This is a genomic window from Larkinella bovis (genome assembly GCF_042655385.1).
Taxonomy (GTDB): Bacteria; Bacteroidota; Bacteroidia; order Cytophagales; family Spirosomataceae; genus Larkinella; species Larkinella bovis.
In genome coordinates this window covers 486749-502783 of sequence record NZ_JBHSMA010000002.1, presented here as the reverse complement: position 1 = coordinate 502783, position 16035 = coordinate 486749, and the positions used below count along the sequence as shown (strand labels likewise).

Annotated in this window: 11 protein-coding genes; 4 read left to right on the top strand and 7 right to left on the bottom strand. The window is 52.1% G+C overall.

All coding sequences use genetic code 11. The features are described 5' to 3' along the window. Positions 1–22: 22 nt before the first annotated feature. From ACFPMF_RS09230 to ACFPMF_RS09220, 3 genes are all read left to right on the top strand, one after another. Complete coding sequence (locus ACFPMF_RS09230; protein ID WP_379843511.1) at positions 23–673, top strand: sugar transferase; 651 nt, start codon at positions 23–25, stop codon at positions 671–673. 122 nt (positions 674–795) lie between these two features. Next, positions 796–1155, top strand: coding sequence for a LytR/AlgR family response regulator transcription factor (locus tag ACFPMF_RS09225; protein WP_379843508.1), 360 nt, complete (start codon positions 796–798; stop codon positions 1153–1155). A gap of 373 nt (positions 1156–1528) precedes the next feature. Further along, positions 1529–3481, top strand: a complete 1953-nt coding sequence (locus tag ACFPMF_RS09220) for a heparinase II/III family protein (RefSeq protein WP_379843505.1) — start codon at positions 1529–1531, stop codon at positions 3479–3481. Positions 3482–3605: 124 nt separating this feature from the next. Here the strand turns inward: ACFPMF_RS09220 and ACFPMF_RS09215 are convergent, their stop codons facing one another. Then, the gene (locus ACFPMF_RS09215) at positions 3606–3845 is read right to left on the bottom strand and encodes a hypothetical protein (protein WP_379843502.1); all 240 of its coding nucleotides are present in this window, start codon (positions 3843–3845) and stop codon (positions 3606–3608) included. Between the two features lie 308 nt (positions 3846–4153). Then, the gene (locus tag ACFPMF_RS09210; protein ID WP_379843499.1) at positions 4154–9799 is read right to left on the bottom strand and encodes a putative Ig domain-containing protein; all 5646 of its coding nucleotides are present in this window, start codon (positions 9797–9799) and stop codon (positions 4154–4156) included. A 195-nt stretch (positions 9800–9994) separates the two neighbouring features. On the opposite strand from ACFPMF_RS09210, the gene ACFPMF_RS09205 reads away from it, so the two are divergent. After that, positions 9995–10306, top strand: a complete 312-nt coding sequence (locus ACFPMF_RS09205) for a hypothetical protein (RefSeq protein ID WP_379843496.1) — start codon at positions 9995–9997, stop codon at positions 10304–10306. Positions 10307–10408: 102 nt separating this feature from the next. Here ACFPMF_RS09205 and ACFPMF_RS09200 read toward each other — a convergent pair whose 3' ends face one another. The 5 genes from ACFPMF_RS09200 to ACFPMF_RS09180 all read right to left on the bottom strand — a co-directional run bounded on the left by ACFPMF_RS09200 (position 10409) and on the right by ACFPMF_RS09180 (position 15882). Beyond that, on the bottom strand, positions 10409–11131 hold the full coding sequence (locus tag ACFPMF_RS09200; RefSeq protein WP_379843494.1) for a LytR/AlgR family response regulator transcription factor: 723 nt from the start codon (positions 11129–11131) through the stop codon (positions 10409–10411). A gap of 22 nt (positions 11132–11153) precedes the next feature. Further along, on the bottom strand, positions 11154–12308 hold the full coding sequence (locus ACFPMF_RS09195; protein WP_379843492.1) for a sensor histidine kinase: 1155 nt from the start codon (positions 12306–12308) through the stop codon (positions 11154–11156). Between the two features lie 941 nt (positions 12309–13249). Beyond that, a complete protein-coding gene (locus tag ACFPMF_RS09190; protein WP_379843490.1) occupies positions 13250–13609 on the bottom strand; it encodes a DUF1304 domain-containing protein in 360 nt (119 codons plus the stop codon). 190 nt (positions 13610–13799) lie between these two features. Further along, complete coding sequence (locus ACFPMF_RS09185) at positions 13800–14849, bottom strand: metallophosphoesterase family protein (RefSeq protein ID WP_379843488.1); 1050 nt, start codon at positions 14847–14849, stop codon at positions 13800–13802. Between the two features lie 391 nt (positions 14850–15240). Continuing rightward, positions 15241–15882 (bottom strand): cysteine hydrolase family protein, encoded by a 642-nt coding sequence (locus ACFPMF_RS09180; RefSeq protein WP_379843485.1) that lies wholly within the window; start codon positions 15880–15882, stop codon positions 15241–15243. Between the last annotated feature and the right edge of the window lie 153 nt (positions 15883–16035).

Below are 16035 nucleotides of genomic sequence, written 5' to 3'. Positions count from 1 at the left end.
CAATACCTTATACTCAACGCCTATGATCAGTCTTGAATCCCGGGTTTATCCCCTTCCTTCACCGGTATACGACCAGCACCCGCCCCAGGAGCTGCGTTCGGTGTATGCAACGGTGGGAAAGCGCGTGTTTGACCTTACGGTAACCGTACTGCTCACGGTTTTTGTTTTTGCCTGGCTGGTACCGATCATCGCCCTGGCGATTGTACTCACCTCGCCCGGACCCGTTGTTTTTGCGCAGCTTCGTACCGGCCGAAAGGGTCGTCCGTTCCGCTGCCTGAAATTCCGGACGACTGTGGTTGCTTCACGGCCCGGTTTCAGGTCTGAACCGCAGCTAACGACCGTAGGCCAGTGGCTACAGGCTACGCATCTGGACAAACTACCCCATTTTTTCAATGTTCTGATCGGTGACATGAGCCTTGTTGGCCCGCGCCCGCACACGCTGCAGGAGGACGCTCAACACTGGACCCAGCCCGGTTATCAGGACCGGCATCGTGTCCGCCCGGGAATCACCGGTTTAGCCCAAACCCGGACCAGGCTGGCCGACAGGCCGGGTCGGATGCAACGACAGCACGGGATTCGATACGACCGCTGGTATGCCGCTCACGCGTCGCTGGTGCTGGATTTTACGATAGGCTGGTGGGCCCTTGCCGGTAGCCGGAGGGCCAGACGTTGAAACCGCACCGACCAGGTCTTGGATTTACCAGACAAAAATTGTAACCAATATATACAAAAAGTTACACAATGGCATAGAGTTTGCTTTTCATTCAGAAAGCGATGCACTCAACGTTACTTTCTATGAATAGCACCCGTACCAGCATTAAAGTCCGCGACCGCAGGGGAAGAGCCATAACCATTGCTGCAAAACAAATCCTATTTTTTGAAGGCTGGAGCAATTATAGTCGCATCATTTTGAATAAACAGAGTGGTTTTGTGTCCAGTTATACCCTGAAGGAGCAGCAGGAATATCACCCGACGTTCTGGCGCATTTCACGATCCCATCTGGTCAATCCGGAGCATATTGTTCAGCTGGATTTACACGATATGCATAATAGCTGGGTTGAATTATCAGACGAAACACGTTTATCTGTAAGTCGCCGGCGGGTCAAATCGATCGCTTCTTTAGCCAAATTCATGAATCTGACATATTCCGGATAAATTCGGGCAACAGACGTTTCGGCATCTGCTCCCAACCAGCAAATACCATTTACTCAACGCCAATGAAAAACGTGCCGGTCTGGAATGCCCTTGCCCTGAGCAGGGCATTCCGGGCTGGTTGCAGATTTCCCTCAACTTCGAGCCACTTCAACTCATGCCTCATCTGAGTTGGTGCGCAACTGGCTGACCAAGTTCCCTTCCTTCCGCAGTTAACCCTACGGGCTGGTTTTATTTGTAGGCAATTTGTCATCCTCTGATCGGCCCGACCATTCCTGAGCAAATCGGCAACCCGGGTTTCGGCAGGCAAGTATCCATAGGCTATGACCATCCGCAACACGCTGCGGCTGTCGGCTACTCAACGTGTAAGATAATAATGCTGAATCGGTATCATTGGTTTTATTACCGACTGCGATCTTTATCGACGACGGAGGTTCTCTTCCGGCTTCGGCAATATTTCCGGAAACAGTCGGATAAACAGCAGGTTGGCTGGAAAGCAACGGTTGAGCTTTCCGCATGGCCCGATCCGCTGCTGCCCGTTCAGACCGACGACTTTTCGACGCTTTCGTTTCCACTCCAGTACAAGGTTTTTGATCATATCCTCGATTATAGTTACCCGATCGACTGGCACCTTGACCTTGGCACGCATAAGCGGTTTCCGCTGACTTATACCCGGGAAATTGACCTGCAAAATCCGGCACTGGGCAGTGCCCGGTACGTCTGGGAAGTAAACCGGTTTCCGTTTTTACCGTCCCTGGCCATGCGCTACCGGCTGACGGCCGATCCGAAAGAACTGGCCCGCCTGATTGCCGTGATCTCGTCCTGGGTGAAAGCGAACCCTTATCTGCTGGGAATCAACTGGTACAGCAATCTGGAAGTCAATATCCGGCTCATCAACTGGTTTATCAGCTGGAACATTCTGGATGCCTCCCTGCTGGCGAAAGCTGACCCGGTTTTTCGGCGGTTTGCCGAATCGACCTGGCTCCCGATGATTTACCAGCACTGCACGTATAGTCGCCACAACCTGCCGTATCTTTCAGCGACCCATCACCAGCTCGTTGCGGGGTATGCCGGGTTGTTTGTGGCCAGTTCGTTCTGGCAATTTCCCGAATCGACTGCCTGGAACGCTTTTGCCAAAACCGGTCTGGAGCAGGAAATGCAACGGCAGCACAGCCCAAACGGCATCAACGGTGACGAAGCGGGCGATTATACCCAGTTTGTTACCGATATACTCCTGATCGCCTATATTGCTGGTTTACAAACCAACAATCCGTTTTCGGACTTATACACCCGCCGGCTGGAGACCATTTTCGGCTACATTGCCCATTGCCTCGATGAAGGCGGTAATTTCCCGTCCTACGGCGACGAAGGCAGTGGCCGGCTCTGGGGGGGCATCACCGATCAGAACAACTTCCGGTCGCTGCTCGGTTCGGCGGCCGTGCTGTTTGGCAACCCGGTTTTCAAAAACCGGTCCAACGGTTTTGACCTCAAAAACCAGCTTCTGTTCGGCAACGCAGGCCGGCAGAAGTTCAACGCTATTCCGGATACGGAAACGCCCCTCGACAGCCAATTTTACCTCGACGAAGGGCATTATATTCTCCGCAAGCAGGAAGCTGATCAAAGTGAGATTTACATTCATTTCAATGCAGCATCGCTGGGTCTGACCGGAAAGAATACGCACCGTCATGCCGACGCCCTGTCGTTTGCCATGCACATCGACGGCCAGCCTTTTTTCGTCGATTCAGGCACGTACCAGCCTTCTGGCACTTCCGACTGGCGCCGGTATTTTATCAGTACCCGCGCCCACAATACGGTTTGTATCGATGACCAGAATCAGGCCTTTCAGGACCCTGATTTGCGGTGGCTGAGCCACTATACCAGCGCCGTCCAGAAAGCCGAATCGGACGATAATACCGATGAGATCATTGCCTCCCATAACGGGTACGACCGGATCGGTTGCTCCCACCAGCGTCGGCTGGAATTCGACAAGCTCACTAACCACTTGCTGATCGAAGACCGCATCGATAACCGTCGCGGAACCCATCGCACGGTGGAGGTCCTGTTTCACGTTCATCCGGCCATCCGGTTTCGGGCGAAGGGCCGCAATCATTTTGTGCTGTCGCACCCGCAAACAAAGCGGCTGGTGGTCTTACAAATCGACCCGGCGCTCCAGGTCGAAGTTGTCAATGGGCAGATGCATCCGAACCTGCTGGGCTGGCATTCGTCGGAGCTGTACCAGAAACAGGCCACCTGCGTTTTCCGGGCCTATCTCACGCTGGGAGCCAAGACCAATCTCGCCTTACAGCACCGGATTACGGTTCAATCCTGATTGAAAACAGGGAAGTATCCGGCCAGCCGTTCCGTTAAAAGTTAGTAACATGGATAGAGTAATTAGAAAAAAACCAGCCAATTGGCTGGTTTTTTCTTTGTAGATAACCTGATATTCTATTGAATTATAGTTCATTACCGTAAATCAATTGAAATCCTTGCGGGTGCATTTCCCGGGCAATATCCGGTGGTACAACCAGGAACGTATTCTTTCCTTTGGCAATAATCTGAGCATTCAGCCCTTCCATGAAAAACCGGTTCGCACAAGCAATGGCTTGCGACAAACTCGTAAAATAACAGGATGGCAACTGAAGGCTCGACAGAGTGGGTGCCATCAATTTCGAAACGTCTTTGATTACGTTCATAAAATAACAATGTTACGGTAGGATGTTCAAAAGTAACAAATAATAAATAAAATAAGTAGTATTACTTATCAATGTGATTAAGCGGTAGGCCATTTTTTATCTCAAAACCGCAAAAATGGTCCAGAAAAGCCTATTTCCAGCGCCAGACGTATAATTTTTCCTATTTTATCAGACAACACCTATTTGTTGAAAATAATTTGCAGCACTGAGTAGATCCGAAGGCAGAACGGCCGAGTTGGGGTAAAAAAAAGCCTGTCTCCAAAGGAAACAGGCTTTTCTAGTTAGTCCAGGTTATTAGTCATTGTTTCTCACTCTTTTACAATTTTCAGCGTATGCAGACGGCCTTCCCCCCGACGGATTTGCAGGAAATAGAGACCCGGTTGCAGTCCGGCGGCTTGAACGTTCAGAATGGCGTTGCTGCCTTCGATACGCGTATCCTGTTCCGGAACCGTATACTGTTGGCCGGATGGCGACACAATCGAGAAACGATACGGGGCCAGTGGGCCAAAGGCGGTTTGGGCTTCACCCGGAATCGTAACCACCAGCTGGTCACGGAACGGATTGGGATAAACACCCCAGACACCCGTCACCGGTTCGCTGCTCGCAACGGCGGTTTCGGCATTCTCCCGTTTCCCCGAACTGCTTTTCACCTCAAATACAATGAGACGCTCCACGAGCAGGTTACTCTGCAGGTTCGGTTTTTTATAGCCGGTTACTTTAAGTGAATAAGTGCCGGGCAATAGATTGGTGCCGCCATTGTCTCCGCAAAGGGCCCAGGGGGCAAAATTCTCCTGAAACACGACCGTTTTAGGCCCTCTCAACTCAAATTTCACGCTTGACACTTTGGTTACGAACTCGAAGAAGAAATTCACCGAAGCCGGTAAGTTGGTTAAGTACAGCACTTCACCACCCTTCAACTCCTGGATGAAGTTCTGCGCTTCCGGTCCTTTTCCGGCCTTATACAATTTCATAACCGCATTTTCTATAACCGTAATCGTAAAGTTGACGGTCGTCGAAGCCCCCTTATTATCAATGGCTTTCACCTCCACCTTGTAAACACCGGCTTTCGAAGGCTTTCCACCAATGATACCAGCCGCTTTATTATAAACGAGTCCGGCGGGCAGACCGGCAATTTCAACCGAAGCAATGCTACCATCCGGGTCCGTAAACTGCGTTTTTCCGAGCATATAGGTATATTCTTCACTCGTAACGAAGGTCTGGTCCGGAATCGGACTGAGCAGAACCGGGGGCTGATTTCCTCCGCTCGGGGCCGGGTTTACGGTGACACGGAAGGTCGTTGTCACGGCCGCACCCTGATTATCCGTTGCTTTCACGGTTACCGTAGCAACGCCTGCCGTTGTCGGTTTTCCAGTCATGCTCCGCGTGTTCTGCGTATAGGTCAGGCCGGCTGGCAAACCGCTGGTAATTTCCACTTTTGCGATACTGCCGTCCGGATCGGTAAACACGCCGGCACCGATCGTATACGTAAAAGTCTGGCCCACCGTCGCCGTTTGATCCGGAATCGTTTGCGAAACCACCGGCGGCTCGTTCGGAGCCGGGCTGACCGTTAAACGGAACGTAGTGGTCACCGTCGCGCCCTGGTTGTCGGTAGCTTTCACCGTCACCGTTGAACTACCGGCGGCTGTCGGTGTTCCGGCAATGACCCGCGAATGCTGCGTATAGGCCAGACCGGTCGGTAAACCGCTGGTAATTTCCACTCTCGCAATAACGCCATCCGGATCGGTAAACACCCCGGTTCCAAGGGTATACGAAAAATTTTGTCCTACGGTGGCCGATTGATCCGGAATCGTTTGCGAAACCACCGGCGGCTCGTTCGGGGCCGGGCTGACGGTCAGCCGGAAGCTCGTCGTTACCGTCGCGCCCTGGTTGTCGGTGGCTGTCACCGTCACCGTTGCGCTACCGGCGACTGTCGGTATTCCGGCAATGACCCGCGAATGCTGCGTATAGGCCAGACCGGTCGGTAAACCGCTCACTTCGACGTTGGCAATATGGCCATCGGAATCCGAAAAAATGTCATCGCCAATCGTGTAGACGAAGCTCTTGCCAACGGTGGCGGTTTGGGCCGGAATCGGACTCGAGACGACAGGCGGTTCGTTGGGTGCCGGATTTACCGTCAGGCGGAAACTCGTAGTCACCCAGCCGCCGTGGTTGTCGGTGGCCTTCACAACCACCGTCGTTATCAGGGGTTCGCTAACGGATGCGGTCAGACCGCGCTGCGCCACCTTTGCGCTGGGAACTCCGCTAATGGTTCGAACGGGTGGACTATACGTCAAGCCATCGGGCAAACTACTCAGGACTTCGACTGTCGTAATATTTCCGTCCGGGTCGGTAAAAACGCTTCCACTAATGGCATACGTGAAGGCCTGACCAATGGTTGCCGTCTGATCCGGAATCGGCTCGACAACCACGGGGGGTTTATTGTCCGGTATCGGGGCGGCATTGACCGTAAACCGGAAGGTAGTCGTCACGGAAGCGCCCTCATTGTCGGTGGCTTTCACCGTCACGGTCGTGGTGGTCGGTGTCGTCGGTGTTCCGCTAATGGTCCGGCTACTTTGCGTATAGGTCAGCCCAGCCGGTAAACCGCTGACAATTTCCACGTTTTCAATCCTGCCATCCGAATCCGCAAACGTTTCTGCCCCAAGCTGATAAGTCAGCGCCTTCCCCACCGTCGCCACCTGGTCCGGAATCGGGCTACTGACTTTCGGGGTCTGATTGGCCGGAGGCACCACCGTCAGTTGGAAACTAACCGTTACCGTCGCTCCGCCGTTATCGGTGGCTGTGACCGAAATGGTCGCCGTTTGCGGGGTAGTCAACGTCCCGGAAATCGTCCGGCTGCTTTGCGTATAGGTCAGCCCGGCCGGCAAACCCGAAACCGCAATGCTGGCGATGGTGCCATCCGGATCCGAAAAGGTTTGGAGTGGTATCTGGAAATGGTACGACTGCCCAACAACCGCCGTCTGGCTGACCGGGTCCTGGACGATTACCGGTGGTTGGTTTTGCACGGGGGGTGCTTCTACCGTAATGTTGAACGTGGTCGTTACGGAAGCATTCACCGCATCGACTGCTTTTACGGTAACCGTGATTATACCGGCTGCGGTCGGCGTTCCGCTAATCGTTCGGTTGGCGGTAGTATAGGAAAAACTGTTCGGCAAACCACTTACCTGCAGACCCGTCAGGTTGTTGTCGGGGTCGGTGAAGGTATTGGCCGGAAGGGTATACGTAAACGCCTGATCGACGGTGGCTGTCTGGTTTGGAATGGGCTGGGCGACCACGGGCGGGCGGTTTGCCGGAGCCGCCGTTACCACCACGGTTACGGTTGCGGGCGTATACCCCCCTTCCCCATCCGATACGATCACGCTGGCGGTGAATGTTCCGGTCTGGCTCGGCACCCCGCTAAACGTCCGGGTAGCCTGGTTATACGTCAACCCGGCCACCCCGCCGGAAACCGCATAAATCAGCGTCTGGCCGTCTTCGTGGGTAAACTCCGGCAAGGTATAGGAAAAGGGCACCTGAAGATAGGCATTCTGGATCGGAATGGGAACGGCTACCGGCGGCTTGTTCGACGGGTCGGTGGTCTGCGCCGTACTGGGCGGACAAACCACGGTTTTGGGGGAGCCCTTCAGGTAATATTCCGAGTTCTCAATCCGCATACTGATCACGTGCGGCAACCCATCTTTAACGCTGTTCGGGATCAAAAACTGGTAGCCGTGTTGCGCATTCCCCTTTTTAGCGGCCACCAGGTCCGGGCGGTAGAGATCGGCCGTAAACTTGCCAATAACGTTCAGACCGTCCAGCACTTCGATCGGCATCGGCGTATTGGGCAGGTTCCGGTCCCAGACCCAGCCCCAGATATCGCCCTCACAGTTGTAGGTATCAAAGTATCCTTCGAAATTACCGGTTCGGATCGGCGGAGGAGGAACGTCTTTCACGGTAAACTGGAAAAACGTAGTGGAAACAATTTCCGACGGGTCCGAAGCCGAGTACGTCAACGAATAAACCCCCGCCGTCGCCGGTGTTCCGCTCAGGACCCTGGTTTCAGTCGAGAAGGTCAACCCGGCCGGCAAACCCGTCAGCGAATGGCTAAGGGGCAGGTTTTCCGGATCGGTAAAAGCCGGCAGCGTATAGGCAAAGGCCGTGCCCACCTGCCCGTTTTGGGCCGCAACGATCGGTGCAACCGGCGGCTGGTTAGTGGTGGTCGGATCGGTCACCGTCAACCGGAAACTGGCCGTAACGGTTGCCCCCAGGTTGTCGCGCGCCGTCAGGGTCACCAGCGTGGCTTCTACCCGGGTGGGTGTCCCGCTGAACTCGCCGGTGGCACTCGACCAGCCGATACCGATGGGCAAATTACTCGCTTCAACACTCACGATGGTACCGTCGGAGTCGGTAAATGTGGACCCGATTGAATAGCTAAACGGCTGGCCAACAATGGCGTTCTGATCCACCAACGGTTTACTCACTACCGGCAGACTGTTGATCACCGGTGGTTCATTCCGCAGCAAATCCTCATCGAGTTCGATCCGGACCGGTTTTTTTCCGTTCTGGTTATACCGCTGACTCCAGCGTTCCTGCGCAATGGAACTCGATTTCAGAATATCCGACAACTTGTAGCCAATGGCCGCGCCAACCGTTTGCACCTGCGTCACCCGCTTCTGCAACAGCTTATTGGAATCCACCACCATATGAATCAGTTTCTCCAGCTTGGGCCGGGCGTCCAGCCCCCCGAAATTGGCCAGCGTCAGCATTTTTGCACCGTGTTCGTAACACTGCGCAATTTGTTCGTAGTATTTTTCGGCCGATACGGACGGGTGGAACATTCCATCAACAGCATTCACCATAAAGGCGCCGGGTTTCAGGTTGCTCCGCACGACGTCCATCGAAAACCGGTGGTTATAATCAGGACCGTCGTTAAACTTCAATCCATCGGCATTTTCGGCCAGGTTTTTAAAAGCAAACGTGGCCCGCAGCCCGGATAGCCGATCCCAGACGCAACCGTGCTGGTTGATGACCACAATCGAAGGGTCAACACTCTTGACCGCGCCATCGACCTTATCGATGAATTTCTTGAGCTGCCGGTGCCGGAACACGTACCAGTCCTGCCCCCGAACACCGTCATGAACGGCGTAGGGGTTGGATTTATTATTCGCCGGCGGCATCACCTTGTTCCAGGTACTAAAGTCCGTGCCCCAGCGTTGGTTGAGCTGCGATAAACTGAAGCGTGCCTGCAGATACTGCCGGAAACCGGTCAGTTCATGGATACTGTAGTCATAGGGAACGACGTATTTGCCCGAACCCGACGGCGGGTCGTAAACCGGGGTGTACTCGGCTTCCAGGGCGGGTGACGAAACAACGGAGAAAAACAGCAGCTTTCCCTGTTTCTGGAGATAATGGTACCGGCTCGCCACCTCCTGAACGAAAGCCATGGCCCGATCGACAGTCCGCTCATGGGCGAAGGTAAACTGAACAATGCCCGTTTTCGTGTTTCGGGCGCTGTCCGCAGCCTGCATGGTTTCATGGACGCCCCAAAAACCGCCCAGCTTATCGGCATCCCGGCCAACATGCACCCGCAACGCTATCTTGAGATTATGATCCTCCGCCGTCCGGATGTGGGAATCGACAACATCCCAATAAGCCGTACTGTTGATGGTTGGATAGATTCGGTCCCAGTTGATGGTAATCTCCACGGCATTACACCCGTGTTGTGCCGAATGCCGAATCCGTTCGTCGTCCCGCTCCGCAATCCGTTCAAAGTTGAAAATTGTCAGACCAATATACCGATTGGTATCCAACTCGATTGCGGCTCGTTTTGCCCCCTTCGTGCGGGGTTCCGATGGCTTGGTAAGGGAATGCGCATAGCCAACGTAAAAAGTTACTACCAGGAGCAATGCCACGTTGAAAGCATTCCCCAGAATGCGGATAGGTAATTTTGCAACCATAATAACGTTGAGCAATTTAAAATGTGAATCAATAAAGGAGTATTCCAGCTACATACTCCGCTTTCCTCAATTACACTCCACGGAACGGGAACTTCCTCGTTTAACTACGAAAATAGTAGCCATAAAAAGTCAATACTTACCAAAAGAGGGGTTCTGTCGTTTCGTTGTAAAAGGCAGTACACAAAAGGGGTGCCAATGAAAGCAATTGTTAGTTTCTGGTATAAAACCCTGAATTACAATACATTAACAACTTGCCTACCGCAATTTAAAAAACTAGTAAGCGGTTTATGGCCTGGATCAGACCGTCAGCGGACCGGCGAAGTATTTTTCTTAGCCAGTTATCCGGACGGTTTTCAGGGGAAACGATTGGAAAAGAAAAGCTTACCAGCGGGTACTAAGCAGGTGGAAAAAGAAACGTTTAGAAGCGTCAATCAGGGAAGGTCCAAGCCGGTTCATCAGCCGAAAAATCACGTAGAAGCGGTTTCGTTTTTAAAACGAAGGGTATAAAAAAATAACGCAGGATGTATACGTTCACGCGCCCGGTGATCCCATCTATGTCCGGGTGCTGCGGGAAGAAGAAGGGATGGGACGGAAAAGATGGAAACCCGCTTACAGCATGACATTATCGCTGTGAAAAGCCCTGAGAGCCTGGTTTTTATAATTACGGCCCAAGGGCAGCGATTTGTCCCCAATTAATACGGACAAAGGGGTAAACCCGGTAACCTTCTCGATGGACACCAGAAATGACCGATGAATCCGGATGAATTTGTTTTCCGGCAACTTGTGTTCCAGATAACTGATTTTCTGGTAAGTAATAATCTGGCGATCAAGCGTTTTCACCCGGACATAGTCCCGCAGACTTTCAATATAGAGAATATCCCGGAGATAGACCTTGACCATCTCGCGGTCTTCACGCAGGAAAATATAGGCCCGGTCGAAATCGTGCGTCAACGGGTTCGCCGGTGTTTCAGCACTCACCGACGGATTCCCCTGGTAGACTTTGCTGATCGACCGTAAAAACCGTTCAAACGTGATGGGTTTCAGCAGGTAATCCACGACATCCAGATCATAGGCATCAACGGCGTAATCCCGGTATGCCGTGGTCATGATCACCGCCGGGCGGTTTTTGAGGGATTTCAGCAATTCCAGACCCGTAATCTGGGGCAATTCGATGTCCAGAAACAACAAATCGACGGATTTGGATTGTAAAAAGGTAAAAGCTTCTACCGCGTTGGTATAGCTTCGAATCAGATTCAGCCCTTCAACGCGCCGAACGTACGATTCCAGCAGATTCAAGGCCAGCGGCTCATCCTCAATAATGACACAATTCATCTGATTACAAGTGCCTAAGGGGTTAAGGTAACCGGTTTTTCAACCCATTGATTTTAAGTCCTTCTTCCCAGTCCGTACGAACCAAAGGGACTGACTGCACGCGCGGCAGCGATTCCAGTTCGATCCGGAGAACCACCAGAAACGTTTCTTCCTCGTTGAACAACTGCAACGAGTAACGGGATCCATAAATGATATCCAGCCGCTTCCGCACATTTTCCAGCCCGATACCGGAATGAGCCTGTGTCGAAGATACGGGCGGATTACTCACTTTGCTATTCTCAATCTTGAAAACCAGGACATTATCATTCACTAACACATCAACCCGAACCCAGACGCCATCCAGCTGTCGGCTGACGCCGTGTTTAAAACTGTTCTCGACAAACGGTAAAATGATCAGCGGGGCAATCTGAATGCCCTCAATCGGCGCGTACAAATTGAGCGAAACATCCAGCCGGTCGCCATACCGGATTTTCTCCAGCGTAATGTAATTTTCGATGTACTGAATCTCTTTCCGAAGCGGCACCTGCGGCAGGTTGCTGTCGTACAGCATATAACTCATCAATTCCGACAGTTTAAAGACAATTTCCGGCGCTTTGGGCGAGCCGTTCACGGTTAGCGCGTAGAGGTTATTGAGCGTATTAAACAGAAAATGCGGATGAATCTGCGATTTCAGTAACTTCAGCTCAGCTTCCAGTTTTCCCTGGGCCAGTTGCTGCGTTTTTTGGCGAAGCTCCTGGGTTAGCTGCTGGTCGGCGTACCACTTTTTCATCAGGTGAACGGCAGACGGAATCGACACCATTGAATAGGTCGCAAAAGTATATATCAGGATCTTAGGCAGAAAAATAAGCGGCATCGCCAGCCCTTCCGGGTAATAGATCGGGTAGATCACGAAATACGCCACCAGCCGCTGGCTCACGCCCGTCAGCGCGGCCGAAAGCACCATAAACAGCAAAAAATAACCGTATTGCCGGTAAATCAGGTATTGGTCGATCAGCCAGAGCGTGGTGTACGTGGCCAGCATTTTAACCGGCAGTTCGATCAGCGAAATCATAAACCGCTGACTGTACTGGTCGTCGATAGTACCCCAGATCAAGCCTTCGTACACCAGCAACAACAGCCAGAAAAGGCTGTGCCAGGCCATGCGGTAGCGAAACAATAACTTGAACGGCGCTTCCATGGGTCGGGTTTTAGTCCGTTGGATACTTAAAGGTACCGGTTTCGTCGGACGGAATCGACGAAGGACCCGATTTTTAGACAAACGACACCACTGCCCGACGAACGGCATTGTCAGCCCGCAAACGTTCTTCATCCGCCCGGGGCTGCTTCTGTCGGGCTTTCCTTTGCGTTGGGCAAAAAAACCGGTTTGGTATCGAAACCGTCGGTTCCTTAGCAAAAAAGTCCGGCAGTATCCCCAATCCGAATCAGATGAAACAACACATGAACGTCCGAATCCATTGGCTGTGCATCGGCACCCTGTTAACGGTGTTTTCCGCTTCGGCCCAGCCCAATGCCTATTACCGCCCTTCCTGCCGCTGGCAGCTCCACACCGACGCGGTTTCGCACACCACGGTCGTCGCTTTTTACGACGATCAAAACCGCCTGATTTATCAGGAAAAATTACCCGGCCAGCATATCCGTCTTACCCGCAAAAACGTCCGGCGGCTCGACGAAACCTGCGAGCGGTTAGCCTCGAACCAACTGGTGGCGTCCATGATTCTACCCGACCGCATCGTACCCCTCAATGAACCGTTCACCGAGCCGCTTTCCGGTCTACCGCCGGTGGCCGATTCGAGCGTGGGCGGTTTTCGGGCCAACATCACGCCGATACAACTGAATAAAATTTCGATTTATTTCCGGCAAACCGGTACCGACCCGGTTTTCATCCAGCTTCATGATTCGGCTGGACACACCGTCTACAAGGAGGTCAGCCATTTACCCCGCTACAAACGCTATCTCAATCTGCATGAACTGGCTTTTGGCGTCTACGATTTAACCCTTTCCGGTAAACAATACCGGTATCGCTACCGGTTAGGTGTTCATTATCCGGATACCCAGGGCCGGCCGGTTTTGTTGTCCCAGTCCGGCGAGCCCGTGCGCCCAAAACCGGTTCCGTTGCCGTTATCCCGGAATCAGCAGCAGGACGAGCGCGATCAGGGCCGGGAGCGCCTGGGAGAAGAAAATCTTTTTATCAGCCGTCACCGCCCCGTAGATCCCGGCAATGGCCACGCAGCCCAGAAAGAAGAACGCAACATTCCGCTGCCAGACCGGATCACCAATCAGAAGTGACCAGATCAGCCCCGCAGCCAGAAAACCGTTGTATAACCCCTGATTGGCCGCCAGCGCCTTCGTGGCCGGAAACAGGTGCGCCGGAAAGTTCCGGAACACTTTCGGCCCCCGGGTGGTCCAGGCAAACATTTCGAGCCAGAGAATATACAGGTGGAGAACCGCCACCAGGCCAATCAGGAGTTTAGCGAACATCGGAATAGCGTGTAGTTTATCAGAGAAAAGACAAAAGACAATAGAGAAAAGACAAAGGGTGAGCGTGTTGATTTTTACCCCCTTTCTTCTGGTATGCGTGGAGTTTTGTGAAACAGGTTTTGTAAAACTACGAATGGCTCATCGTAATACGGTGGGCCATTGTCGTACCGGTGATGGCCCACGCTGTAGGCTATGAATTTTTCTTTATTGGGATTGAGAACCGGCGCTCCTGGCTGTTCCCCATAAGATAGGACGAATAGTCAGTATGTAGCTCATCGGTATAATCGAACCCAAAACGTTTAGCTCCGTGGATGTTGGTCTCCGGCTGTAGCAAATCGGAGGGCACTCTGACAAACTCGACATCGATTCGGTCTGAATACACTGAATAAAGGGCCATATCATGGGGATACGAGGCCAGTCCTGACAGCACAACGTGGTGAATGGCATGGGTATTCACCATTCCTGAAATGTGTAAATGCCCCGAGAGTACGGCTAGAACTTTAGGATTATACTGCCTGATAAGGTCACCGATCTCCTGCTCTTTTGTGTAAAAAGACGTAAAACCAAAACTCTTGGCCAGAACCTCCTTTGTCCTGACCGAAACCAGTGGAATGTGGCAGCAGACAATTTTAGGGAGAGTCGGATGCAAATCCAACAATTGCCGCAACGATTTTAATCGGTACTCCAGAATCCCGCTATCTTTCACCACCCAGGAACCAGAATTATTAAAAATAATAAAGTGCAGCCCTTTGTGGACGAAGGAATAGTTAATCTTATCCTTGCCAAAGGCTTGGATATACGAGCCCTCAAATACCGGATCGCCCTCGTTCTGAACATTTTCATGATTGCCCATCACTGGATAAAATGGCAAGGGGAAATCGGAATAAAAATAGCGATGAAAGAAATCCATATCGTATTTAACTCCCTCCAGCGTATTACCATGAATCATGTCGCCGACCGACAGGACAAAATCAACTTCCGGAAAAAACTGCCCACCCCGCAATGCTTCTCTCAACCATATTGCCCGGGTATTCGCTCCGGCATAGGCGGGGGCAATTCGTTGCTTCAGGTACCGCGATGACTCATTTTGCACATGTAGATCATTCACCTGAAGGAATCTAAAAACCAATTTCTCATCCTTCTTTGGTTCGTCCTGTAGCCTATTCTCCTTTAGAAACGGTACGGCAAAAGTGCTTTGTGCGGTTAGTTTTAAAAAACGCTCTCTGGATAATTTTCCCATAAATAGCTGTTAGGAATAGTTTGATGCAAGGTAGCTTTTTATCGCTTTAACTGACATAAAGAAAGCTTTTCATTGACAGATGGGCAAAACCACTTCAACGTGAACCGATTGAGGTACCGGCCATTCTTAAAATTAATTTGGCATTAATGGGCCATTCGTTTTGTTACTCATCCAAGTAGTTAAACAACCCTCCGCATCTTGATCCTAAACCTTGAGAACTCGGCCGACGAAAGCGTTTACACCGGTTAGCCAAGACGGCTTGATGAAAGAATTGGAATGGTTTGTGGAAAAGATCGAAAGGAATTGAAAAATAGCACCGACCCCATTTTAGGACAATAAAAAACCGACTGTCGTTGCACTACGTCAGCCGGTTTTCCCTTATCCGGTTTTCTCAGGCCGTATACCCCCGCCCTTCAATTTCCGAAACCGTTTCGCCGGAAAGCTCGTCCACAAATTGATCGTGGGTCATCGGTTTGGAGAACATCGGGAAGTTCTTGGCGCAGGCAAACTGCTGTTCTTCCTCGCTCAGCGTGGCCGTACAGTCGGTCAGCGTAATCACTTCGAAGCCCTTTTCGTAGCCGGAACGCATCGTCGATTCAACGCAGCAGTTTGTCAGAAAACCGCCCAGTGCCACGGTTTCGATGCCTTTGCTGCGGAGAATAAAATCCAGGTTGGTGCTGGCGAAGGCGTCGAGGCCGCGTTTGCCTTCCAGCACGATATCGCCCGGCTCCGGTTTCAGCTCGTCGATGATCTCGACGCCCCAGGTTCCTTTCCGAAACGACTGGCTGTCCACCACGCCTTTCAGAATTCCGTAGGGATGGGCCGTAATTTCGTAGTAGCCATCGTGAAAACTAATCGGCGAATGAATGATGGTCGCGCCCGCTTCACGGGCTTTCTGCACTACCGCCTTCGTGTTTTCCAGCATGTTGGTCGATTCCATCACGCCCTTCACGGCGTCGTGCAAGGTTCCTCCCGGCGAGGTAAAATCATTTTGGTACTCGATCAGTACCAAGGCGGTTTTCTTGGGGTTCATGGTCTGGTTTGTTTGGTAAGAATGAACATAAAATTGGCGGAAATTTCCGTAAAAACAACGGCAGCCGATCCGCCCGAATTGTGCGCCCATCGCGTAAAACCGTCGGTTCACGAAAAAACACCGGCATAGCCTCCTCGCTCTGGCTACTTTTGG